Origin of the sequence: Sporosarcina sp. ANT_H38 (assembly GCF_008369195.1) — a bacterium.
In the GTDB taxonomy this organism is placed as follows: Bacteria; Bacillota; Bacilli; order Bacillales_A; family Planococcaceae; genus Sporosarcina.
The window spans coordinates 831,441-855,358 of the sequence record NZ_VOBC01000001.1; the positions used below are offsets into that span (position 1 = coordinate 831,441).

At 36.5% G+C, this 23,918-nt stretch carries 21 protein-coding genes and 1 pseudogene; 20 read left to right on the top strand and 2 right to left on the bottom strand.

All coding sequences use genetic code 11. The features are described from left to right. Window positions 1–82: 82 nt before the first annotated feature. Window positions 83–436 carry a winged helix-turn-helix transcriptional regulator gene (locus FQ087_RS04010; RefSeq protein ID WP_149579251.1) on the top strand — a complete coding sequence of 118 codons (354 nt, stop codon included), beginning with the start codon at window positions 83–85 and terminating at the stop codon, window positions 434–436. 683 nt (window positions 437–1,119) lie between these two features. On the opposite strand, the gene FQ087_RS04015 is transcribed toward FQ087_RS04010, so the two are convergent. Next, a complete protein-coding gene (locus FQ087_RS04015) occupies window positions 1,120–1,737 on the bottom strand; it encodes a YesL family protein (RefSeq protein WP_149579252.1) in 618 nt (205 codons plus the stop codon). Window positions 1,738–2,148: 411 nt separating this feature from the next. Between FQ087_RS04015 and FQ087_RS04020 the strand changes: the two genes are divergently transcribed. The 4 genes from FQ087_RS04020 to FQ087_RS04035 all read left to right on the top strand — a co-directional run bounded on the left by FQ087_RS04020 (window position 2,149) and on the right by FQ087_RS04035 (window position 6,294). Next, a complete protein-coding gene (locus FQ087_RS04020; RefSeq protein WP_149579253.1) occupies window positions 2,149–3,453 on the top strand; it encodes a sugar ABC transporter substrate-binding protein in 1,305 nt (434 codons plus the stop codon). 79 nt (window positions 3,454–3,532) lie between these two features. Beyond that, window positions 3,533–4,462 (top strand): carbohydrate ABC transporter permease, encoded by a 930-nt coding sequence (locus FQ087_RS04025; RefSeq protein ID WP_149580738.1) that lies wholly within the window; start codon window positions 3,533–3,535, stop codon window positions 4,460–4,462. A 36-nt stretch (window positions 4,463–4,498) separates the two neighbouring features. Then, the gene (locus FQ087_RS04030; protein ID WP_149580739.1) at window positions 4,499–5,302 is read left to right on the top strand and encodes a carbohydrate ABC transporter permease; all 804 of its coding nucleotides are present in this window, start codon (window positions 4,499–4,501) and stop codon (window positions 5,300–5,302) included. A gap of 77 nt (window positions 5,303–5,379) precedes the next feature. Further along, the gene (locus FQ087_RS04035) at window positions 5,380–6,294 is read left to right on the top strand and encodes a Gfo/Idh/MocA family protein (RefSeq protein WP_149579254.1); all 915 of its coding nucleotides are present in this window, start codon (window positions 5,380–5,382) and stop codon (window positions 6,292–6,294) included. A gap of 104 nt (window positions 6,295–6,398) precedes the next feature. Here FQ087_RS04035 and FQ087_RS04040 read toward each other — a convergent pair whose 3' ends face one another. Then, window positions 6,399–7,754, bottom strand: a complete 1,356-nt coding sequence (locus FQ087_RS04040; protein ID WP_149579255.1) for a GGDEF domain-containing protein — start codon at window positions 7,752–7,754, stop codon at window positions 6,399–6,401. 260 nt (window positions 7,755–8,014) lie between these two features. On the opposite strand from FQ087_RS04040, the gene FQ087_RS04045 reads away from it, so the two are divergent. The 15 genes and pseudogenes from FQ087_RS04045 to FQ087_RS04110 all read left to right on the top strand — a co-directional run bounded on the left by FQ087_RS04045 (window position 8,015) and on the right by FQ087_RS04110 (window position 23,915). After that, the gene (locus tag FQ087_RS04045) at window positions 8,015–9,031 is read left to right on the top strand and encodes an NAD-dependent epimerase/dehydratase family protein (protein WP_149579256.1); all 1,017 of its coding nucleotides are present in this window, start codon (window positions 8,015–8,017) and stop codon (window positions 9,029–9,031) included. After that, window positions 9,032–10,087 carry a dihydrodipicolinate synthase family protein gene (locus tag FQ087_RS04050; RefSeq protein ID WP_188006627.1) on the top strand — a complete coding sequence of 352 codons (1,056 nt, stop codon included), beginning with the start codon at window positions 9,032–9,034 and terminating at the stop codon, window positions 10,085–10,087. Window positions 10,088–10,099: 12 nt separating this feature from the next. Beyond that, a complete protein-coding gene (locus tag FQ087_RS04055; protein ID WP_149579257.1) occupies window positions 10,100–11,104 on the top strand; it encodes a zinc-binding dehydrogenase in 1,005 nt (334 codons plus the stop codon). Between the two features lie 558 nt (window positions 11,105–11,662). Then, window positions 11,663–12,715: a Gfo/Idh/MocA family protein gene (locus tag FQ087_RS04060; RefSeq protein ID WP_149579258.1), complete on the top strand. Its 1,053-nt coding sequence runs from the start codon at window positions 11,663–11,665 to the stop codon at window positions 12,713–12,715. Further along, window positions 12,716–14,278, top strand: a complete 1,563-nt coding sequence (locus tag FQ087_RS04065) for an FAD-dependent oxidoreductase (RefSeq protein WP_149579259.1) — start codon at window positions 12,716–12,718, stop codon at window positions 14,276–14,278. Window positions 14,279–14,303: 25 nt separating this feature from the next. Next, entirely contained in the window at window positions 14,304–14,543 is a 240-nt protein-coding gene (locus tag FQ087_RS22835; RefSeq protein WP_255452134.1) for a hypothetical protein, read from the top strand. An 18-nt stretch (window positions 14,544–14,561) separates the two neighbouring features. Further along, window positions 14,562–15,146, top strand: a pseudogene (locus FQ087_RS04070) (sugar phosphate isomerase/epimerase family protein); the annotation flags it as partial. A 16-nt stretch (window positions 15,147–15,162) separates the two neighbouring features. Next, window positions 15,163–15,882, top strand: coding sequence for a hypothetical protein (locus FQ087_RS04075; RefSeq protein ID WP_149579260.1), 720 nt, complete (start codon window positions 15,163–15,165; stop codon window positions 15,880–15,882). Continuing rightward, a complete protein-coding gene (locus FQ087_RS04080) occupies window positions 15,879–16,853 on the top strand; it encodes a Gfo/Idh/MocA family protein (RefSeq protein WP_149579261.1) in 975 nt (324 codons plus the stop codon). The genes FQ087_RS04075 and FQ087_RS04080 overlap by 4 nt, the downstream gene beginning before the upstream one ends. Before the next feature lie 700 nt (window positions 16,854–17,553). After that, the gene (locus tag FQ087_RS04085) at window positions 17,554–19,293 is read left to right on the top strand and encodes a cache domain-containing sensor histidine kinase (RefSeq protein WP_149579262.1); all 1,740 of its coding nucleotides are present in this window, start codon (window positions 17,554–17,556) and stop codon (window positions 19,291–19,293) included. Between the two features lie 9 nt (window positions 19,294–19,302). Further along, window positions 19,303–20,019 carry a response regulator transcription factor gene (locus FQ087_RS04090; protein ID WP_188006628.1) on the top strand — a complete coding sequence of 239 codons (717 nt, stop codon included), beginning with the start codon at window positions 19,303–19,305 and terminating at the stop codon, window positions 20,017–20,019. A gap of 99 nt (window positions 20,020–20,118) precedes the next feature. Beyond that, window positions 20,119–21,423, top strand: a complete 1,305-nt coding sequence (locus tag FQ087_RS04095) for an ABC transporter substrate-binding protein (RefSeq protein WP_149579264.1) — start codon at window positions 20,119–20,121, stop codon at window positions 21,421–21,423. A 70-nt stretch (window positions 21,424–21,493) separates the two neighbouring features. After that, a complete protein-coding gene (locus FQ087_RS04100) occupies window positions 21,494–22,174 on the top strand; it encodes a hypothetical protein (RefSeq protein ID WP_149579265.1) in 681 nt (226 codons plus the stop codon). Window positions 22,175–22,198: 24 nt separating this feature from the next. Next, on the top strand, window positions 22,199–23,107 hold the full coding sequence (locus FQ087_RS04105; RefSeq protein ID WP_149579266.1) for a carbohydrate ABC transporter permease: 909 nt from the start codon (window positions 22,199–22,201) through the stop codon (window positions 23,105–23,107). Next, the gene (locus FQ087_RS04110; protein ID WP_149579267.1) at window positions 23,097–23,915 is read left to right on the top strand and encodes a carbohydrate ABC transporter permease; all 819 of its coding nucleotides are present in this window, start codon (window positions 23,097–23,099) and stop codon (window positions 23,913–23,915) included. Before FQ087_RS04105 ends, FQ087_RS04110 begins: the two co-directional genes overlap by 11 nt. The last annotated feature ends 3 nt before the right edge of the window (window positions 23,916–23,918 follow it).

The following is a 23,918-nucleotide window of genomic DNA, read 5'->3' on the forward strand; positions in this document are numbered from 1 at the left end:
TAGTTGATGGTTTATTTTTTAAATTACAAATATATAGTGGTGGAGAAAATACGTACATTGATCAGGAAAGGAGGCGGAGTAAATTCCGAATTTAGGGCAGAAAGCGTTTAATTGTGAAAAAGAATTGACGCTTGCTATTATTGGCGGTAAGTGGAAAATGCTTGTATTATGGCATCTTGGCAAGGAAGGAACCAAACGTTTTGGTGAACTAAAGAACCTTATTCCCGGTATTACGCAACGAATGCTTGTGAATCAATTACGTGAACTTGAAGACCATTTGATTGTCCATCGGGAAGTATATCCAGTTGTCCCTCCAAAAGTTGAGTATTCACTTACTGAACATGGGAGAAGTCTTATGCCGATATTGGAGAGTATGTATGAATGGGGGAAGGATTATATAGAGAATGTCTTGGAAGATCAAACTGACGACCTATAAAGGGGGCGTCAGTTTTTTTGATGAAGTACGCAAGGCTCATATAATGCGACACCTTGCAACATATAGTTTAGAATTTCTTATGAATATAGAAAATGAAATGGCATTCGTCAGTAGAACATATCTTAATAGCGTGTCCTCTTAATGCATTATCCAGCTGTAATTCTGCGACTGGTGTTCCTAGCGTATTTAATAGTAAATTACCATGTCACGTCAGTTAAGTAGCCATTTATTTGCACATAATACTGGTGAATAGCGCTGCGCCTTGTTTACTTTCTGCAAATATTAGGCATGTATTCATGTGATGCCAAATAGAAAGTGACACTTCTTTAAAATAAATAAGAAAAAAACATAATGAAAGCATCAGCCGCCAAAATTGTATCTTTGGCGGCTTTTATTCATGTAGATGCCCCTCTATTCTTTCGTCCCAAAAAGCTTTAGCACTTCGTGTACTTATGCATGTGGAGAGCGATGGATGAAGAACTACCATACGATTACCGGGAAAATATGTAGGGATACGACGAAGTAGCATCCCTACATATCCAGACATCACGTTAATCGTAATAGAAGTCATTCAATCCAAAGCGTAACTATACAAGTAGTGGGCAGTGGGTGATCAAGTTATTTACTGGTTTCTTTTTGTTAATCAACAGACGTATTAGTATGTAATATACCTAGGGGAAATGTTATGTTAGTGCTCCTTTTTTCTTCTCTATCCGCGCAAATGACCTGAAACTTATTAGTGTAGCTACATATGCAAAAACGCTTCCAGTAAATAACGGGATAATCCCAGGATATAGTGTAGCAACAAAGTAGATACTTCCAGCTAAAGCGCCAATCGTGATGACTTCAATCGGAGATGTAATTGCGATTAAGAAAGACTGTTTGAGGTATTGAAAGAACTTTAAGTTGAAATGTACGTAGACTGGGAAGAAAAAGAATAATGTGATGATGCTTGAAATAAGTATGAAAATTAATACGGGGTATAAAAATTGCAATTCACCACGATTCAACTGTAAGAAAGAGAAATTGAAATAAAAGCAGTAGCTGATAACTAGAAAAATAAGGCCAAAACCATTTGTCTTTAAAAAGTCAGCCCGAAATAAAGCCCAGAACGAAGGAAGTATTTTGAATTTCTCTTCGTCTCGAATTAATTTGCGGACGACTGCAAACATAGCGGCTGTAGCCGGAAAGATTCCAAAAGCAACTAACCCTACTAATGTGAAAAAAACCCAAAGCAAATTAATATACGCTAATTCAATCATTCTATAAGAAATTCTATTAAATTTCTCCCATCCAATCAAATTAATCACCTCTCGATGTTAACTATATATTAATAACAAAGAAAGTAGCAACCATTATTATGCATAATTAATAGGTTGTTTCCAAAAAAATATTAATCTCAAGCCTCCAATTAAAGACGCTTTAGAGACTTGTCTCTTGATGAGAAATAATGTAATCTGATAAAAACGGGCGAACAATTCAATTACTTCAGTCTATTCGATGGATTTGAAAAGGTAATCACACGTATTTTTGTTAATTGCAGTAGTGTCATTTGAAAGAGTACTAAAAGGTTATTACCCAATCGGTTGAGACACCGAGAAAAGTATAGTGTGCAGAGGAAGTAGCTGTCAAATTGTAAAGGGGGTGTAAATCATATAGTAGTTGAATAGCAAATGATAACTAATCAGTAAAATTTGAGAGGGGTCATTTAGATGAGAAGAATTGGATTTTTTCTATTACTACTTTTACTTGGGGCTTTAATTGTGGGATGTAGCGCAAGTGACACTGATACTGGCACAGAAAAAGAAGAAACTGGTGGAGAAAAACCAGCAGAAGAAGTAGTAGGAGAAACTGAAAAAGAAGCGGGACTCTCTGGAGAAATAACAGTTTGGGCACATCCATTTACAGGTGATCAAGAAACTGAAGGAGCGATGTGGAAAGAGGTTATTGCTTCTTATGAAGAGCAAACTGGGGTAAAAGTCAACTTCGAACAAATACCATGGGCTAATCGTGACCAAAAAGTACTTACAGCTCTAGCGGCAAACAATGGACCCGATGTGTTTTACGTAATACCAGATCAGATGCCACAATACGCAGACGCGGGTATGTTACTAGCACTAGATCCCTATTTAGAAGGCTTTGATATTGATGATTTTGTAGATACAGCGTTAGTTTCTACAACATGGAAAGATGAGTTGTATGGACTACCAATCTTACAAGAAGCGTACACGTATTTATATAATGCCGATGTAATCAAAGCAATTGGTGAAGATCCTGCAAAATTACCTGCAACATGGGAAGAGTTTGAGAAATGGGCTGAAAAAGCAAAGGATAAGGGCTTTTATGCAACAAGTTTCCAAGGTGGAGGATCAATGAATGGAACATTATATCCATTCCTATGGCAAGCAGGCGGAGAAGTTATTACGGCAGATAATGACGTATTAATTAATAACGAAGCAGGAGTAGAAGCATTTGAATTTATTAACAAGATGTATAAAGAAGGCTGGATCCCGAAAGATTCAATTACTGCATTAGAACATGATGCGCTATGGGAAAGCGGAAAAATGTTAGCAGTTCAAGGTTCAGGTATTTCAGTAAGCCGTATGCTAAGTCAAAATCTTTTTGAATTCGTTATTGCGCCACCAATGAAAAACAAAGAGCAACTAACGTATGGGACAACAGGGATGTTTGTAGCCCCAATTAACACGGATAACCCTGCGGCAGCAGCAGAATTCATCAAAGTAGTAACGAGTTCGGATAATCAGAAGAAGTTTAATACAGTCACACAGTATATACCTACTCGAGAATCTGCAAAAGATATCTTTGGAGAGCAAAAATATTTGGCACAGTTAGCGGATTACACTCAATTTGCATTACCGGGAGTTATCCATCCAGAGGGACGCACAATCATGCCGTTAATTCAAGCTGAACTTCAAACAATGATGGAAGGAAAGAAAACACCAAAAGAAGCAGCAGATGCCGCTGCAAAAGCGATTGAAGGCAAGATAGGCAAATAAAATGTTAGTAAAGCAGAGAGCTTGATCAATACACGATCAAGCTCTCTGTTACTAACTTACATAGGAAAGGGTGATTACACTGAGTAAAGCAGTAACTTCTAAAAAGAGTAAGTTGCCACTCGGAGAAAGAGTGAAGCGTGAATGGAACCGTAATGCTATCGTATATATCTTTCTAATCCCTGTTTTAGTTCACTTCATTATTTTTCAGATATATCCTTTTGCATTGAGCTTTTATTTAACGTTTATGGATTGGAAGGTAATTGGCGATCCGGAATTTGTAGGACTTAAACATTGGAAGTATTTCCTAACCGATACATTGGCTTGGAAAGCTATTTGGAATACGGTGAAATTTTCAGTTTATTATATCGTGCCAACAATGGCCTTAGGATTACTTTTAGCGTTAATTATTAATTCTGGTGTTAAATCAGCAGGATTCTTTAAAGGAATCTTTTTCTTACCAGTGGTCACTTCATTTGTAATCATAGCGGGGATCTGGGGCTGGTTATTTAGAGGTACAGAGGCTGGAATGATCAACTACTTACTTAGTTTTGTAGGCATCGAACCGCAATTATTTCTCTCTGATTCTAGCCAAGCCTTAGCGGTTTTAGCAGGTTTGAGTATATTTAAAGTTGCTGGAAGTACGATGATTTATTATTTTGCGGGACTGCAGTCAATTGATCGACAATTGTATGAGGCGGCACGGATTGATGGGGCTTCATCATTTAAAATATTTTGGACGATAACATTTCCGTTATTAAAACCCATTCACTTTTTTGTCGCGATTACAACAACGATCGGTTCTTTCCAAATATTCGATTCGGCCTATTTATTAACGGGTGGGGGTCCGAATTATGCTACGACAACCATAGTATATTATTTGTATGAACAAGGATTTACGAGTCTCAACTTAAGCTATGCTGCTGTACTTTCTTATGTATTATTTTTTATTATCCTAGTTATCTCGCTAATACAGCGAAAATACCTAGGACAGGAATCTAATAATTACTAATCTGTAGATGCCCGCAGAAAGGAGATTGAAAAAATGCTGAAAAAAGTGATCTCATATATAGCATTAATTGTTTTGGGATTTTGTTTCCTATTGCCCTTTCTTATTATGATTTTAGGATCTTTTAAGGATGTTCAATATGCACAATTAGATCCGCTATTTTGGATTCCAGATCATCCTACAATGAAAAACTATTTATATATAATGAGAGACGGAATATTCGTCAGATGGATTTTCAACTCGGTTATTATTACTGTCATTCCGGTAGCGAGTCAGATGATATTTTGTGCGGTTTTAGGTTACATTTTTGCAAAGAAACAATTCCCAGGGCGAGAAATCGTATTTTGGATTTTCATGGCGGTTATCATGATTCCACAACAGCTATTAATTATCCCTAAGTTCATTATGTTTTCCGATTTCGGTTGGATAAACACATATTGGGCGTTGATCATCCCAGAGTTATGGGGGATTATGGGTGTGTTTTTAGTAAGGCAATTTCTGCAAAATATACCGAATGATTTGGAGGAAGCTGCATATATTGATGGTGCAAATGATATACAAATATTTTTTAAAGTCATTTTACCACTTTCGATACCGGTTGTTGCAACAGTGGGAACATTTTCATTTATATCAAACTGGAATGATCTATTCCAACCGCTAATTTACTTAACGCAGGAGAAAATGTTCCCAGTAACGCTCGGTTTAGCTTCAATGCTTGGGAAAGAAGGGAACTTTGGCATCGAAATGGCTGGTTCGACAGTTTCATTTATACCGACTTTCCTAATATTCTTGTTCTTCCAGCGTTACTTTACGGAAGGAATTCAAATGTCAGGATTGAAATAAAGAATTCCATCGAATTCGCTAGGGTATGTCTACGCTTAGTTCATATAGGTATATATATGTTCAATATATAGAAAGGAGTGGAGGGCACCGTTTGTACTTTAAAGATCGGCATTATTGGGTTAGATACAACGCATGTAGTGGCTTTTACTAAGTTATTAAATGATCCGAGTGAAAGATACCATGTGCAAGGTGGAAAAATAGTTGTTGCTTTTTCCGGGGGATCACCTGATTTTGAGCTTAGCATGTCTCGAGTTGAAGGCTTTACAAGAGAGCTTAGGGATAATTTTGAAGTTAAAATTGTGAATTCTATTGAGGAAGTTGCCAATGAAAGTGATGCGATATTAGTAGAATCAGTCGATGGGGCAGTCCATCATGAGCAATTACGAAAGCTTGTTGCGTTTAAAAAACCTATATTCATCGATAAACCATTTAGTCTAAGTTCGAAAGTTGCAGTCGAAATGATTCGATTAGCTGCGGACAATCAGACTCCTATTATGAGTACATCCGCGCTTCGTTATGCAGAAAGTTTGACGAATGTCCTTAAAATTTCCGATAGGGGAAGAGTTATAGGTGCTGATTGCTTTGGTCCAATGGAGCTACAGGATAAACAACAAGGTTTCTTTTGGTATGGAATTCATATGATAGAAATGCTTTTCACTATTCTAGGTGAAGGATCAAAGTCAGTAACGGCCATAACGAACAATGAACATGACGTTATTACGGGCGTTTGGGAGGATGGGCGCATAGGAACGGTTAGAGGTAATCGAAAAGGAAACTCTCAGTTTGGTGCAATGATTCACTTTGAACAAGGTTCGGAATATGTCGATATAAATTTAAATCAAAGACCTTATTATGCTAGTTTATTGGAGCAGATTATGGATTTTTTTCGTGACGGAATTTCGAGGGTGCCTTTAAGTGAAACAAAAGAGGTTATCCGTTTCGTTGAGGCGTCTAACGAAAGTAGCCATTATGGAAAAACGATAATTATGTAACAATAAGTTAAAAAAATTCATGTTTTAGAGCCGGAGTGTTTTGTAGTGGAATGCAAGCCGATGAAAAATACAGCGATTCTCCCATCGGCGAATAAAGGTGATCATTATGTTTGCTCTTCCTCAATAAAGCTTAGTCGATAAATGCGGCGGGGTCTTCCTTTATGTGCTAATTTTTCTTCACCAATGATATCAACTAGTTCAGCATCCATCCATTTTAAAAGAATTCGATTGGCGCTTCTAATGGTTACATTGAGTGTTGAAGCTAATTCTTGGGCAGTATAATCAATTTTTTTATGTCTAGAAACGCGTGCCATTAATTTTGTCATATAGGATGCTGACATTCCTGCCATTTCAGCTTTATCTAACAGAAGTGGATCTGTAATGGCTAAATTGTATCTTTCATATTGTTTATGACTTGTTATATCGACAGGCCCCAGGACGCTGCGATCTTCGCGAACAATATAACAAACGTTGCCACCTAAATCTTTTGATTGACGAAGTGCTAATCGGGCGTGATTGCCTGCTTCGGCAGCCGTACGGCCAAAGCCAACACCAAGACTTATCGTAATGCCTAGTTCATTTTTAACATCTTGGAGTAAGGGGATGAATTTATACCCCCTTGTTTCACGTTCGAAAATACCGCGAGTAGTAATGAATGAATATTCTTCACCGCCTAAATTGATCAGATGTCCATCAAGCAGTTTAATATAATCGAGAAGCATTTGTTGGATCGTTAATTTTAATAATTGAACATCATGCTCAGAAGAATATTTTTCTGTTACCCCTTTAAAATTATCGATATTAATTAAACCGAAGACAATTTGCGACTCTTTATTTCTTCGTGTATTTGTTGCTAAGAGCGCTCGTTCCAATGAAACGATCATATCCTGTTGTGTAGGAGTTACCCATTCATGGGGAATTTGGAGTGCAGATAATTGAATAGCTACGTCCTGAATCCCTGTAAGCGCAATTGCATTATGGCTTTGATAATTATCTATATGGAATTGTACTATTTCCTCGATGATTGTATTTTGTAAAGGGCTTTTATAGATAAGGAGTTCATAATTAACTTCTTCAAGCTCTGATAAAATTTGTTCAACATACTTTTCTTCAACCGTATCAATGGACAGGCACTTTAAATTGTACCTACTTTTAATAATAAATAATGACCTATAAAGTCCAGTGCCCATTAATGGCATATGATGCACAGGGATTATAAAATCTACAACTTGTTTGACGATATTGTATGAGTGATATTCTGTAAACATTAAAACTTCGACGTCATCCATTAATTCCGTTGTTATTTCTGTGATAAGACTAGTAGGTTCTATGATTCTGAAAACAGGTTTAAAGTTTGGAAATGTTTTCAGCGTTTCCCGTGTTTGATCGACGAGTGCTTTTGGTCCGATGATTCCGATATTAATATCTGAATTATCTTGTACAATACTTTTTCTAAGCATAAATTTTTCCTCCTTATCATCATGAGAATGTAAGATAACGGGCTAGTGTCTCTTAATCTAATGTTTTGTTTATAATACTTACTTCTGGTAATTATGTCAAAAACAAGTGATGATGGCGCTAATTCATTACGAAAGTTAAATGGTATAAAAGGACTTAATTAAGACTTGTCTTTTAGTGGAGGTCTACATACAATACTACTGAATAACAATTTAGATATATCTGATAACTGGTTGTGTTAAAACAAAAAGGGAGTGATGATATGAAGACACTTGCAGAGCTTGAAGACTTTATGACAAAACCATCATCAGAACTAATCAATGATCTTAGATTAGTAGATGGTGATATCTTAATTTTAGGTGTTGGTGGAAAAATGGGACCGACATTAGCGAAGATGACGAAACGAGCAATTGATGAAGCTGGGTTAGATAAGAAGGTGATTGGGGTTTCTCGGTTTTCAACTGGCAGTTTAAAAGAAGAGTTAGAGGACTTTGGAATTGAAACAATTGCTGTTGATTTATTAAATGATGAGCAACTACAATCACTCCCTAATGTTAAAAACATTATTTTAATGGCAGGCAATAAATTTGGAACTGCCGGCAATGAACATTTTACATGGGCAATGAATGCTTATTTACCGGGTAGGATTGCAGAGAAATTTAAAAACTCCCGGATTATTGCATTTTCATCAGGTAATATTTATCCGTTAACGAATGTGGTGGGTGGTAATTGTTCTGAGGAGACAGCCGCTAATCCAATAGGGGAGTATGCACAATCATGTTTAGGAAGAGAGCGTGTCCTTACAAACTTTTCACGTAATAACGAAACTCCAATGCTCATATTCCGACTAAATTATGCAATTGACATGCGATACGGAGTGTTAGTCGAAATCGCTCAACATGTTTTAGAGGGTAAAGCCATTGATTTAAAAATGGGGAGTGTAAATGTAATTTGGCAAGGAGATGCAAACGAATACGCAGTAAGGTCATTACTACAATGTAATACACCTCCGAAAATATTGAATGTGACTGGACCAGAAACTATTTCAGTCCGTTGGTTGGCTGAAGAATTTGGGGCTAGATTTGAAAAGAAGCCTCTGTTTGTCAATGAAGAGCAGCCGACAGCATTATTAAATAATGCTTCCAAAGCGCATCAATTATTCGGCTATCCAAAAGTATCACTTCAACAAATGATTGATATGACAGCAGACTGGCTGGTGAATAACGGGGAAACGTATAATAAACCAACCCATTTCCAAGAGCGAAAAGGAGCTTTTTAAATGTTGAGTCCTGCAGTGAAAAAACAATTACACGAGGGAACTGTAATTCCAGCTCATCCTCTTGCTCTAACCGAAAATCGGCAACTTGATGAAGCGGGTCAACGTGCACTTACTCGCTATTATATTGATGCAGGTGTGGGGGGGGTTGCAGTTGGTGTCCATACAACCCAGTTTGAAATTCGTGATCCGCAGTTTAATTTATTTGAAAAAGTATTAACCCTTGCGATTGAAGAGATGAGAAAGGCACAAGTTCCTGATTCATTCATAAAAATTGGTGGAATAAGTGGCCCCATAGAACAGGCGTTAGAAGAGGCGAAATTTATAAAAGCGATCGGATATGACCTCGGGCTGTTAAGTATGGGGGGATTACACAATGCTACTGAGGAAGATCTACTTAATCGGACTGAAAAAATAGCGGAGATTATTCCAGTTATAGGATTTTACTTACAGCCGGCAGTAGGAGGGCGCATTCTTTCCTATGATTTTTGGAGAAGGCTTGCTGATATACCGAATGTTTATGGCATAAAGATAGCACCTTTTAATAGATATCAATCTCTTGACGTGATTCGGGCGGTTTGCCATTCAAAAAGAAATGAAGAAATCGCTATTTATACCGGCAATGATGACAATATTGTTAATGACTTGTTAACAATATATCGAATCAATGTGGACGGGGAAAAGATAGAAAAGCAAATAGTGGGTGGCCTACTTGGTCACTGGTCAGTCTGGACGAAAACAACAGTGGCTATTTTTAATGAAATAAAAAGGGTTCGAGCAAAAGGCGAGATTCCAAATGAATTACTAACATTAGGGCAAGAAATAACCGATGCAAACGCCGCTTTCTTCGACCCGAATAATCAATTTAAAGGGAGCATTGCAGGTATTAATGAAGTATTGGCGAGACAAGGACTTTTGAAAGGTCGTTGGTGTTTACTTGATAAAGAACAATTAAGCCCAAATCAACTAGCAGAAATAGATCGTGTGTATGTCGACTATCCGCATTTGCATGATGATGCATTTGTGAAAGAGAACTTAGCCAAATGGTTCAAAGAGTAAGGAGTGAATGAAATGAAGTCAATTGTTGCAAGAAGTCAAAAAGTCCATATTATCGAGCGCACGAAACCCATGATTAAACCTTCCTATCTATTAATTAAAACACTGCACTCGGTCATTTCACCTGGGACTGAACTAAGCTTGATTGGAATTAGTGAGGAGAGAGAAATCACATTAGGCTACAGTGCGGTTGGGGTTGTTATGGAATGTGGTGAGGGTGTAGATGACTATCAAAAAGGGGATATTGTTGCCTGTTATGGGGCTCCCTATGTAGGTCATTCTGACTGTCTACTAGTTCCAACCACATTATGTGCGAAGGTCCCGTCTGGCGTAGAGCCGGAGGAAGCGGCTTTAGCAGGAATTGGCGCGATTGCGATTCACGCACTTAGGATTGCAAAACTCGAATTCGGGGAAACGGTTGTTATTGTTGGCTTAGGATTACTTGGTCAAATGATTGCTAAAATAGCCAATGCCGCTGCATATAATGTGGTTGCCTTCGATATTCAAGCAGAACGGGCAGCAATGCTTCATGAAGAAACCAGTATTCGTTCTTTTTCTACTATCCCGGAGATGGAAAGTGAAATAGAGAATTGCACGAGAAAATATGGTGCAGATGCGGTTCTTTTATGTGCAGGCGGTAAACGTTCATCACTGACAAATCAGAGTTTAGAGTGGGTTCGACAACAAGGTAAAGTTGTAATTGTAGGTGATATAGAACCAGACTTCCCTCGAAATCTACTGTTTGCGAAGGAAGCACAAATTCTTATTTCACGTGCTGGTGGACCAGGGCGATATGACGAAGCGTATGAAAAACAGGCAATCGACTATCCATATGGCTATGTACGCTGGACAGAGGGAAGAAATGTAGCAGAGTACCTACGTTTAGTAAAAGACAAACGAATTAATGTCCAACCATTTCTAACGGATCAAGTTGGTTTTAAGGATGCGCCAGCTGCTTATGAAGAGTTGATTAATAAAAAGTCAATGTCATTGACGAAAATTATTAACTATATAGTTTGAAATAAAGAACCCAATTGAATTCGCTTCGGCTACCCAGTGTCCTGTTACTGGACGCTGTAAAGCGCATTCGCTCAGTATATATTGGTATTCATTTGTTCAATGTTTATAGAAATGAATCGATTTCACAATTACTTATTTCATGTATAAAGACGAACGATATAATTCATCTACCTATTCATTGTCCGTCAATTTTCCGAACTACTCTCGTTGATTGTAGCGCAAGGTGGCGACTCCTGCGGGAACAGCGCGAGCTGAAGACCCCGCAGGAAGAGACGTCACGTAGGACGGCTTTTGCGACCAAAAGCGAAGCGTTGGGAGCAGTGGGAGCAATGGATGTAAAATTTCTGCAAAAGGCGCAGAAATTATTACAAATCGAACCCTGCGCTGTTCGATTGGCTGAAGCCGTGCCCGCGGAAAGCGTCCACCTGGAGCGGAAATCAACATTGTTCGTTTTTCCCGTTTAATAATCCTATTATGAAATTGATTCAAATGAGTATATTAAAACCTTTAACTAGAGTGTCGCCTACTATTCCTATTATATAGAAGGGAGTTATGTGTATGTTGAAAGTTGGTGTTATTGGAGGGGGTTCTATTTCTGAGTTCCATATTAATCCGTATATGAAAAATGATGAAGTAGAGTTAGTTGCGTTATGTGATAGCAATGAACAGCGACTAGTCAAAGTTGGTGAACGCTATAGTGTAACTGAATTGTATAGCAACTATGAAGAGTTATTGCGAAATTCGGAAATCGATGCGGTTAGTATTTGTACGTGGAATAACACGCATGCAGTGATTGCAATTGCAGCATTGGAAGCAGGAAAGCATGTATTGGTTGAGAAGCCATTATGTATGACTGTCGAACAAGCAGAAGCTGTAGAATCGGCAGTTAAGAAATCAGGTAAAATACTACAGGTTGGTTTTGTCAGGCGTCATGGAGATAATACAAAGCTACTCAAGCAATTTATCGATCAAGATGAACTTGGTGAAATTTATTATGCAAAGGCTTCTTGTTTAAGAAGGCTTGGTAATCCTGGTGGCTGGTTTAGTGATCAGTCGAAATCAGGTGGGGGACCGCTTATTGATTTAGGTGTTCACATGATTGATATCTGTTGGTATCTGATGGGGAAACCACGACCTGTCTCGGTTAGTGGGAATACATATTCAAAGTTAGGCAATCGGAGCCATATACAAAACCTATCATTCTACCAAGCGGCTGACTATGATCCAGCCTTAAATGATGTGGAAGATTTGGCAAATGCGCTCATTCGGTTTGACAATGGTGCATCTTTGTTCGTAGATGTTAGCTTTACACTTCACGCCAAAGAGGATGAGTTATACGTTAAATTGTTTGGAGAAAAAGGTGGCGCAGAAATTGAACCGGAATTAGCAATGGTGACTGAGAAAAATAATACGATTTTAAATATTACACCACAAATTGATAATCTAAGCTTCGATTTTGAAAAAGCCTTTAGAAACGAAATCAATCATTTCGTTGACTGTTGTTCAAAAGGAAAAGAATCGATTGCACCTGTCGCTGATGGTGTGCAAGTTATGAAAATGTTGAATGCCGTCTATGAGTCAGCAAAAACGGGCAAAGAAGTTTATGTATAAATGAAAACGGTGGATAAAGATGTTGTCATTATAGGTGGTGGACTTGGTGGTTGTGCAGCAGCGTTATCAGCATGTGCCAATGGCTTACACGTCTTATTAACTGAAGAAACCGATTGGATAGGTGGTCAAGTTACTTCACAAGGGGTTCCACCTGACGAACATCAGTGGATCGAAGAATTTGGTTCAACACGGAGGTACCAAACGTATCGAAGAAAGGTACGAGAATTTTATTTACGAACAATGGATGTAAAAATTACTAAAACACCATTTAATCCGGGGAATGGTTTGGTAAGTAGCATTTGTCATGATCCGAGAGTTAGTCTGCATGTATTGAATGAAATGCTCCTGCCATATGTCTTAACAAACCAACTTACGATTCTATTGAACACGATAGTTACCAAGGTTAATAGAAATGAAAGAACAGTAACTAGCGTAACTTATAAAAATGCAGTGACTGGTATAGAAGAAATGGCTACTGCACCCTATTTCATCGATGCTACAGAGGCTGGAGATCTATTACCATTAGCTGGTGTTGGCTATGTAACAGGTGCGGAAGCAAAAGCTGACACACATGAACCGCATGCATTAGAAGTCGCGGACCCGAATGATATTCAAGCTTTCACATATGTACTTGGAATGGAATACCGACAAGGAGAAAATCATACGATACCTGAGCCGAAGATGTACGAGTTTTGGAAAGAATTTCATCCAGCTATATGGCCTGATAACTATTTAAGCTTTTTTGCGCCACATCCGATTACGAAAGAGATAAGAGAATATACGCTGTTTCGCGAAGAGACAGGCTTTCCTCTCTGGGATTACCGACGTTGCTTTGATAAAGAACAGTTTAATGCACCGGTCGATGCTGGTGATGTCAGCCTAATGAATTGGCCACAAAGTGATTACTTCTTAGGTAATATTTACGATGTGTCCGACGTAGAAAAAGAGAAACATCTCTATCAAGCTAAACAGTTAAGTTTGTCGCTATTGTATTGGTTACAAACCGAAGCACCACGGCCTAATGGGGAAAAAGGATATCCAGGGTTGAAACTTCGTAAAGATCTATTTGTAACTGAAGATGGCTTAGCAAAAGCAGCCTATATAAGAGAAGCGAGACGGATCAAAGCAGAGTACACCATAGTAGAGCAGGATGTTTCAGCTGATTTTAATGAAGGAAAGACAGGGAAGGTATATGTTGACCGGATAGGGATTGGATCATATAGCATCGATTTACATCCAAGTATGTCAGGGAGAACCTATCTGGATATAAAAGCATTACCATTTCATATCCCATTAGGTGCGCTGATCCCGAAAGATACAGCTAATCTGTTAGCAGGCAGTAAAAATATTGGCACAACACATATAACAAACGGCTGCTATCGTCTTCATCCAACAGAGTGGAATATAGGTGAGGCATGCGGTGCCTTAGTGGCTTTTTGTATAACAAACAAAACTGATCCAAAAACAGTTCGAGAAAATAATCTGATAGTAAAAAGGTTTCAAGATATGTTAAGAGCAGACGGTTTTGAATTAGAGTGGCCTGCAGAATTTTATTGTGAGTAAAGGACAATTGAATTGGAGGAGTAGTATGAAAATTAGTGTGAGTATGTATAGCTTGGCATCGACTATCAGAAAAGAGAACTGGTCGATCGTCGATTTTATTGACTATGCAAGCAGTATTTCATCGGATTGGGTGGAATTGCTCGATATTTATTGGACGAATAAAGAAGATAAATACGAAGAAATCGGTGAAGTACTAACCGCATTGAAAAGCTGTCAATTACAAGTGTCTGCATACGATATCATGAATAACTTTGTGAAAGAATAAGTCCAAGAACGTGCTGAAGAAGTGGTAAAGGTTTTGAATGGTATTCAGATTGCAAAAAAACTTGGCACGAATATTGTGCGCATATTTTGTGGCGATATCCAACGTGACAAAACATATGAAAATGGTTCAGCCTGGATTATCGAAGGTTTGAAGAAATGTGCCGAAACAGCTGAAAAAGAGCAAGTCTATTTAGCTATTGAAAATCACGGCTTATTAGCCGGTAAGAGTAAGCAAGTAAGCGAGATTATAAAGGCAGTGAATAGTCCTTTTGTAAAATCAACGTTTGATACTGGAAACTTTTTGCTTGTCCATGAAAAACCGTCACAAGCATTTGAGCAGTTGAAAAATGAAATTGTTCATGTTCATTTTAAAGATTTTCGTGAAAAAGTAGAAAATGAGTCACTCCATGGGTTTCTTTCAACAGAAGGGGTTGAGTTAATCGGGGTTATTCCTGGTGATGGAGAAGTAGATCTTGCTTATATTGTAAATGGATTAAAAAGTAGTAAGTATGATGGCTGGTTATCAATTGAATATGAAGGATATGACGACGCTAAAATGGCAAATAAAGAAGCGGTTAACCGTTTAAGAAACCTATTGAGATAGGGAGTTGAAAGTAAACATGAAAATCGTATTTGCTAGCTTAGAGAAACTCGACTTTCGTAATACATTAGAAAATGTAAGTCTAATAGAGTCTGTTGAACAACTAAAAAATGCTACTAATGAAGATACAACATATGTGTTAGCGGAATCTGAAGAGTATTTAAAAATTGTGGGCGATAGCAAAAATGCAGTATATATTCCATTCACTGAGTTAACAGCTGACTATCAAAGACTAGGTTGGCATGTCTATTTTGATTTAGAAAATTACCCGTTTTATCAAAAGGTAAAAGAGATGGTCGAAAAAGATGATAAACCTAAAGGGGTTCTCCGTTTTAGACGCATGGTGAATCAATATGAAAACAATTCGATACTCACGGGTGATTTATATGTATTATCGTCATTACTTGGGAAGGCGCAAGGTATTCAAGTGAAAAAAACGGATCAATCTGTAATACCCACACATACGATTATTTTAATGGATTTTGGTGAGGGAACAATGGCACATATTGAATATACAGTGGCTGAGCAAGAGCGAATTGAGTTTGAATGGAGCGGGATTAAAACGATTATCGAATTTGATAGTGATCAGATGAGACCAATTCAGCGAGGAAGTCAGCCGCCTCTACCATTAGCCTATTCGGTCGATGCCATTTTAGCATCAGCACAGAAAGTAGATCAGGAGCTAGTAAATCAAATGAATTATTTTAGTAAGCTAATAAATGGGGGAGATCATTTATGAAGGCCGGCATGATGAGTTTTGCGCATATGCATGCATACAGTTATGCGGATAGTGTAAAGAGAATACCAAACGTTGAGTTAGTAGGCATCTTTGATGAAAACGTTGAAAGAGGACAACTAGTTGCGAAAACATATAATACGGTCCACTACAGTGATCAAGTAGAATTTCTAGAATTGGAAATGGATGCTGTCATTATTTGCAGTGAAAACAATCGACACAAAGAAATGGTTGTAAATGCTGCGAAAGCAAAGAAACATATCCTTTGTGAAAAACCAATTGCAACAAACCTTACAGACGCTAAAGAAATGATCCAAGTATGTAAAGATCATGCTGTTATTTTGCAAATTGCATATCCTGTACGATTCAGCTCGCCAATTCAACAAGTAAAAGAAATGATTGATAACGGAGATCTGGGTGAAATTATAGCTTTTCGGACGACCAATCGAGGGCAAAATCCTGGGGGCTGGTTTATAGATGAAGAACAATCTGGTGGTGGTGCTGTATTAGATCATACCGTACATATGGTTGATATCATGAGATGGTATTTAAATGAAGAAGTCATAGAGGTAAAGGCAATTATTGATTCCTATTTTCATGATATAGCGATTGATGATGCTGGACTTCTCACATTAGAATTCGCTAATGGCGTAATTGCTTCACATGATGCAAGTTGGTCTCGTTTTACAGAGTATCCAACATGGGGAGATGTGACGATTGAAGTGATTGGGACGAAGCAAACTGTGAAAGTCGATGCATTAAAAGAGCATGTGAGGATGTTCAGCAGTGTAAAAAAATCATTGGAGCACGTTTTTTATGGAAACGACATGGACTTGGGATTGATTCGTGATTTTATCAACTGTGTGAAAGAAGGAAGAGAACCGTCTATCACAGGTTATGACGGACTGAAATCATTGGAGGTTTCATTGGCAGCATATGAATCAAGTAAACTTAAAAAGGCGATTAGGTTATAAACACTAATAAAGGCACTAGTTTTCATCGATTTTGATAGGAAGCTGTAGTGTCCTTTTATTGTTTGATTTTTAATATGGGGATATCATTTAGAAAAAAGTGTTAAATTGCTTTTTGTGGTAGTCATTGGAGAAGTGCTTGGATTATAATGTCGCTAGGTGAATATTCTGTTTTCGGAATATAAGTGAGTCAATTTCATAATTGAGGAATCAGCCATAAAAATTTGAACAAAGTTGATTGCCGCTTCAGGTAGACGCTTTCCGTAGGCACGGCTTCAGCCAATCGAACAGCGCAGGGTACGATTTGTGAATTTCTACGTCTTTCGCAGAAATATTACATCCACTGCTCCCAACACTTCGCTTTTGGTCGCAAAAGCTGTCCTACCTGACGTCTCTTCCTGGGGGGGCTTCAGCTCGCGCTGTTCCCGCAGGAGTCGCCACCTTCCGCTATAATCAACGAAATTAGTCCGGGAAATTGACGGACATTGAATTGATAGATGAATTATATCATTCGACTTTACACATGAAATAAGTAATTGTGAAATCGATTTAAGTAAAAACTTATTCGCGGTTTAATTGATAGCGAAAGAGGACGCAGTAGTTAACTAACTATATGCTGTAAAGCTGGATGAATCTGTTTTTGCTTTAGCAAAGATATATTTTTGGTAACTCCAAAATTAGTAGATTAGGGGGATTAACTAAAATGACTTTAAGAAATAAGATTTTCATTACCTTTTCCTTATTACTATTACTTCCCCTTATAGTAGTTGGAATAGTTGTACAAAATATATTTATGTCTTCTAAAAGTGAAGAAGCTATTACTAAAGTTGAAAATACGATTATACAACTAAATTATAATTTAGATTTAATGTTAGAAGATGCATCAAGGTCTACAATATCAATCTTATACAACAAAGAACTAGTTGATGTTTTAAGGGAATATGATTTGAATACCCCCGTAATCCATAAAAAGTATAGCCATATTAAATTACTTTCATTGCATTTGTCGAGTATGACCTTTAATAAAGATCAAATATACGGGATACATATATTCGCAAAAAATGGTCAATTATTTAGTCATATGGATAATTACAGAATTGAAGATCATATTAATTTAGAAGAACAGGAATGGTATCCGAAAGTAAAGGAGCAAGAAGGCGGATGGATCACATTTTATGATGAAAATCCTATTTATTATAAAAATAACAGTGAAAAGTATGTAAGTTTCTTAAGGTTACTAAGAGATCCAGAGAATCACAATGAATTAGGGGTAGTAAGAATTGACTTTGCACCAAAGTATATAAAGGAGATCACTGAGCAACTTGGAAGCGAGAACTGGCAAATAACCACGGTACATAATGAGCCACTAATAGGAAGCAAGAGTGACTATCTATTGTCTAGTTGCCAGACAAATCAAAGTTGGATAAAGAGTGAGCAATCTAATCAAAAGTATTTTTGTGTTACACATACATCAAGTAAGACTGGTCTGAAAATTAGTAATGTTATACCTATAGATTATTTATACAGTGAAATAAGTGAATTCAACAACATATTACTTTTATTAATTGGATTTTGTTTACTAATTTCTTTACTTATTTCTTACTATATGACGAACTATCTACTAAAACCATTGGAATTATTAAAAACACGTATTAGATGGTTTCAAGAAACTAAGATATCAAATAGTAATAGCATTCAGTCTAAAAATGAATTAGTAGAACTGCGTGTTGCCTATGATGGAATGTTATCTGATATAGATTATTTGGTTGCAGAAGTGTATGAAACAAATTTGAGAAACTCTGAAGCTGAATATAAGGCTTTACAGTCCCAAATGGACCCACATTTTATCTTTAATACACTAGAATCAATTAACATGAAGGCAATAAATAATGATCAGTTTGAAATATCCGACATGATTGCCGAATTAGGAAAATTAATTAGATACCGTTTGAAAAATGAAGAACAACAGATACCTTTGCAAGAAGAAATAATATTTGCAAAAACCTATGTAAGCATTATGAAAAATAGATTGGAGGATGCCCTAGATGTTAATTGGGAAGTAGAGGGGGATATCGTGGATCATTTGGTACCAAAATATATAATTCAACCACTAATTGAAAATTCGATAATGTATGGGTACAGTAATAGAGTCAAAAGAGTTGAGATACTTGTGAAAGTAAAAATGGAAGGATCTGCTCTTACTATATCAGTTAGTGATAATGGTAATGGGATAGACCACTTCAAACTAATGGAAATACAAGAATCATTAAAATATAGTGTAATGAAAAATGATTATGGGAAAAATCATGGAAAAGTGAAAAATGGTATTGCATTATTGAATATTAATAGGCGGTTAAGACTTATTCATGGAGTTAATAGTAAGTTGTTTATTTCATCGATAGTAGGTACAGGAACTGAGGTAGAAATTATCATTAGAAAGTAGGTGATGAGGTTGAAAAATGTCCTGTTAGTGGATGACGAAAAAGTAATAAGAAAAGGGATAAAGAAATTATTAGAGGATGTTATAACCGGTTACAAGGTAATGTGGGAAGCATCTAATGGTTACGAAGCTCTAGAAATTGCAAATATAGAAGTACCTGATCTTGTGATTACTGACATTAGAATGCCTGTAATGAATGGAATTGATTTCATTTCATATTTTAAAAAGAGACATCCATTAGTTTCAGTAATCGTAATCAGTGGTCATGACGATTTTAGCTATGTAAGAGAGGCTTTAAAATTAGGAGTGAAGGATTATTTGTTAAAACCAATAAGTCGAAGTGAGCTCGCAAGTATTCTTCAAAATATAGATAAAGAGCATGCTAATAATAACGATTTTATTAACCCTGGAGAATCTGTGAATATAAGTAAAATTAAAGATGTTATCAAAAAGAACTTAGAAAAAGAGATAACTTTAAATTTCATTTCAAACACGTTAAATCTTCATCCAAATTATATTAGTCAACTGTTTAAACAACAAACAAATATAAAATTATCTGATTACATAATGCAACAAAGAATAGATAAATCCAAAGAATTATTAACTCAAACTCAGCTAAAAATATATGATATTGCACATTTAGTTGGTTATGTGAATTCGAAACATTTTTCTGTGGTTTTTAAAAAAGTAGTTGGGAAGACTCCTTATCAATATAGACAAGGGATTTGAAATATCTTAATATTACAAACCTTTTCTTAATGTTAACCAATTATAAAGCGCTTTCATTATTAGTATTATGGTAATAAGAAAAAGGGGGGGGGCAAGGATATGAAAAAGTATTCATTGATTTTTTTTAGTCTAATATTGATTTTTCTTGCAGCATGTAGTAGTGATGATTCAAAAGGTGAGAGTAAAGATGATGGAACACCGAAAAGTGTTGATAAAAAAGAGAATGTTGAATTGACATTTTCAATATGGGGAAACGATCAGCACGCAGAAATGTATGAGGAACTTCTAAAAGGTTTTTATGATGAAAATCCAAACATTAAAGTGAAAATTGATCTTATCCCGTTTCCAGACTATCAACAAAAGATGTCTGTACTTGCTGCAGGTAATGAATTACCAGACGTAGGTTGGGTTTCTGAAGCAATGGTCTCTCAATTTACCAAGAATGATATTTTAAGTGATATTTCAGAGTTTAGTAAGGATGACAACTTCGATATGAATGATTTTATTCCATCGACTTTAGAATTATGGAAACATGACGGAAAGCTATTAGGGTTACCGTTTTCTACACCGCCTATGATTTTATACTATAACAAAACAATGTTTAAAGAGGCCGGATTAGAAACGCCGACAGAACTAGCAATGAAAGATGAATGGACATGGGAACAATTTGAGGAAGTTTCTAAAGCATTATCGAGTGGTGAAGGAACCAACAGGACTTATGGTGCAAGGTTGTTTAGGGAATGGACTAACTTTGCAACGTTACCTTCTCATACAATCTCTTATGGGGGGGCAATCTTTTCCGATGATATGAAAGAGTTTACGTGGGATTCCTCTGAAGGGGTGAAGACCTTTGAAATGCTGAATCGGATGATGTTTGAGGATAAGTCACATGTACCACCAGGTGAGAATATTGAATATGAAGGCGGAAAAGTTGGAATGTACTCCGCTATGTATAGTTATATGACAAATGCCAGAGAGATTACTGACTTCGAATGGGATATTGCCCCACTACCTAAAGGCCCTGAAGGAAGGGTACCATTACTTGGGCAGGCTGGAATTGTTGCTTTTGAGGGTGGTAAGCATCCAGAAGAGGCAAAGGAATTATTGAAATTTTTGGCTAGTAAAGTAGGGATTCAAGCACAATCTGTTTTCTTCGTTCCAGCAAGAAAAAGTGTACTAGAATCGGATGAATTTATCAATATCCCTAATAATCCGTCAAGAGAATCTATTCAGTTAGCGATGATTGATCAGATGAATCATGGTTATACCTACCCATTACATGAAGACTGGACAAAGATTGAAAGTGAAATTATCAAAGGTATTGATAAGCTTTTTGCACAAATGGAAACTCCAGCTGTAATACTTGAGCAAATGGAAAAAGATATAAAACCTTTATTAAAATAAGAAATGCTACAAGATTAAAAGTAACGGTTTCTAATTCGTTACTTTTAATCTTATAAAGGGGACATTGTAAATGGAAACTACATTAAATAAGATGTTACTTTGTGAGAAAATGTCTATAATTGCAAGTCTTCCAGAGAATCGTATAGATTTAGCGCAAGCAGCTATCGATGCAGGTGTAGATGGGCTTAAATTTCATATTAATGTTTCACATCGGGCTAGTGGGAATGAATTTAAAGATGTAGCATATTATCTTGAGATGTTTGGAGAAGTAAGACGAAAATTTAGTGGACCAATTGGTTTAGTCATAGGTGATGAAATTGAAAAGGTACTTGGTACAAATACGAAACAGTTAAAAGAGCTAGGCTTTAACTATTATTCACTATATGCAAAAGATATTGGGTCGAAAATGCTACTTCAGAATGACTTGGAGCGGACAGTAGCAGTTAATGATAAGTTTTGTATCGAAAAGGTACGGATGATTGAGTCATTTAATATCCAGGCAGTTGAGCTGTCAATTGTTAAAAAAGAAGATTATGGAAGTCCATTGAACTTTGAAGACTTAATTACTTATAAAAGCTATCGAGATAATACAAAGCTACCACTTATTGTACCTTCTCAAAAAAATCTCGTACCAGATGATATGGTTATTCTTCAAGAAATCGGCATAAATGCAGTTATGTTGGGGGCAGTAACAATTGGTAGTACAGTAGAGTCTATTTTTGAAAAGATTTCACGATTCACCAAAAAATAGAATGATTATTGAGGGTGAGATAAAATGCTCAGACACTTCACAAAAGGAAAAAAACTTAGTTCTAAATGGAGTGACAATATAGCAGGCTGGTTATTTGTCTCGCCTATGTTAATAGGATTTTCCATATTTATGTTTGGTCCTTTGCTATATGCTTTTTTTATAAGTTTGAATGATTGGCCATTACTCGGAGAAGAAACCTTTATAGGGATGAAAAACTACGAATCCTTGGCTAATGATCCTACATTTATTAAATCCTTAATTAATACATTATTATTCAGTTTAGGTTTAGTCCCTTTCAATATAATATTAGCAATGTTTTTAGCATCACTATTAAAAAATAAGTTTTGGGGGATTGGCTTATTTAGAACTGCTATATTTGTACCAGTAGTGACTTCGTTAATTGTTTGGTCGATTGTCTGGAAGTATTTATTGGCCTCTGAATTAGGATTTATCAATCAAATGTTAGCTTTGATTGGTATAGAAGGACCTTCATGGCTTTTAAGTGTATCAACTGCTTTACCAGTAGTTATTTTTGTAAGTGTTCTTAAAAATGTTGGACTAAATATGATTTTATTTTTAACGGCAATGCAACAAGTTCCAGTTGAATTATATGAAGCATCTGAGCTTGATGGTGCATCAAATTTCAGGAAATTTAGAAGCGTAACATTGCCACTAATTACTCCAACAGTATTTTTAACTATGATTATTACTACAATTGGTGCTATGAAAGTTTTTGGACAAATCTACGTTATGACCCGAGGAGGACCAGTCGATAGCACGAAGGTTCTAGTGTACTATATTTGGGAAACTGCGTTTAAACATTTTGATATGGGCTATGCTTCAGCGTTAGCATTTGTATTGTTCTTTATCTTATTAGCATTTACTATTCTATCTTGGATTGTTAGAAAGAGGTGGGTTTTCTATGAGGAGTAAAGGAAGCAATCTATTTAAGTATATTACTCTTTTGATAATAACATCCTTAATGATTGGTCCTTTGTTATGGATGATTTCAACTTCTTTAAAGGAGCCCGCCAAAACGTTCACACAGTTCCTGCCTAATCCGCTAAGATGGGCAAATTATGCTGAAGTATTAGGCAATTCAACTTTTTTGAAGCAGTATTGGAATAGTATATATATATCTATATTAGTAACACTATTGGTTTTGTTGTTCTCCTCAATGGCTGGCTACGCTTTTGCTAGAATAAAATTTATGGGCAGGAATGTTATTTTTCTATTGTTATTAAGTGTACTGATGATTCCCGCAGAAGTGACTATTATTCCGTTATTTTTATTCATGCGGGAACTTGGATTTATTAATACTCACCTTCCATTAATATTACTGCCTACATTTGGTGCTTCGGGAGCCTTTGGTGTTTTTTTAATGCGACAGTTTTTTATTATGATACCAAAAGAATTAGAAGAGGCAGCGATAATGGATGGTTGTTCAAAGTTTAAGATTTATTGGAGAATAATGTTGCCATTATCTGTTCCAGCTCTATCCACATTGACTATATTTACATTTTTGGCAAATTGGGATGAGTTTTTATATCCACTAATATTCATAAATTCACGTGAACTCATGACATTACCTATTGGGTTGTCACTATTTACTGATGAGACAGGTACAGCATGGCATCACTTAATGAGTGCAACAACACTAGCTACAATACCATTATTAATTATATTTTTCTTTGCCCAAAAGAAATTTATAGAAGGAATGACGGCGGGGAGTATTAAGTGAATA

Bases quoted from the DNA above. Each gene is read 5' to 3' on its own strand.
- FQ087_RS04020 (WP_149579253.1), top strand. From the start codon at position 2,149: ATGAGAAGAATTGGATTTTTTCTATTACTACTTTTACTTGGGGCTTTA.
- FQ087_RS04040 (WP_149579255.1), bottom strand. From the start codon at position 7,754: ATGCTTAGAAAAAGTATTGTACAAGATAATTCAGATATTAATATCGGA.
- FQ087_RS04045 (WP_149579256.1), top strand. From the start codon at position 8,015: ATGAAGACACTTGCAGAGCTTGAAGACTTTATGACAAAACCATCATCA.
- FQ087_RS04050 (WP_188006627.1), top strand. From the start codon at position 9,032: ATGTTGAGTCCTGCAGTGAAAAAACAATTACACGAGGGAACTGTAATT.
- FQ087_RS04055 (WP_149579257.1), top strand. From the start codon at position 10,100: ATGAAGTCAATTGTTGCAAGAAGTCAAAAAGTCCATATTATCGAGCGC.
- FQ087_RS04060 (WP_149579258.1), top strand. From the start codon at position 11,663: ATGTTGAAAGTTGGTGTTATTGGAGGGGGTTCTATTTCTGAGTTCCAT.
- FQ087_RS04065 (WP_149579259.1), top strand. From the start codon at position 12,716: ATGAAAACGGTGGATAAAGATGTTGTCATTATAGGTGGTGGACTTGGT.
- FQ087_RS22835 (WP_255452134.1), top strand. From the start codon at position 14,304: ATGAAAATTAGTGTGAGTATGTATAGCTTGGCATCGACTATCAGAAAA.
- FQ087_RS04075 (WP_149579260.1), top strand. From the start codon at position 15,163: ATGAAAATCGTATTTGCTAGCTTAGAGAAACTCGACTTTCGTAATACA.
- FQ087_RS04080 (WP_149579261.1), top strand. From the start codon at position 15,879: ATGAAGGCCGGCATGATGAGTTTTGCGCATATGCATGCATACAGTTAT.
- FQ087_RS04085 (WP_149579262.1), top strand. From the start codon at position 17,554: ATGACTTTAAGAAATAAGATTTTCATTACCTTTTCCTTATTACTATTA.
- FQ087_RS04095 (WP_149579264.1), top strand. From the start codon at position 20,119: ATGAAAAAGTATTCATTGATTTTTTTTAGTCTAATATTGATTTTTCTT.
- FQ087_RS04100 (WP_149579265.1), top strand. From the start codon at position 21,494: ATGGAAACTACATTAAATAAGATGTTACTTTGTGAGAAAATGTCTATA.
- FQ087_RS04105 (WP_149579266.1), top strand. From the start codon at position 22,199: ATGCTCAGACACTTCACAAAAGGAAAAAAACTTAGTTCTAAATGGAGT.
- FQ087_RS04110 (WP_149579267.1), top strand. From the start codon at position 23,097: ATGAGGAGTAAAGGAAGCAATCTATTTAAGTATATTACTCTTTTGATA.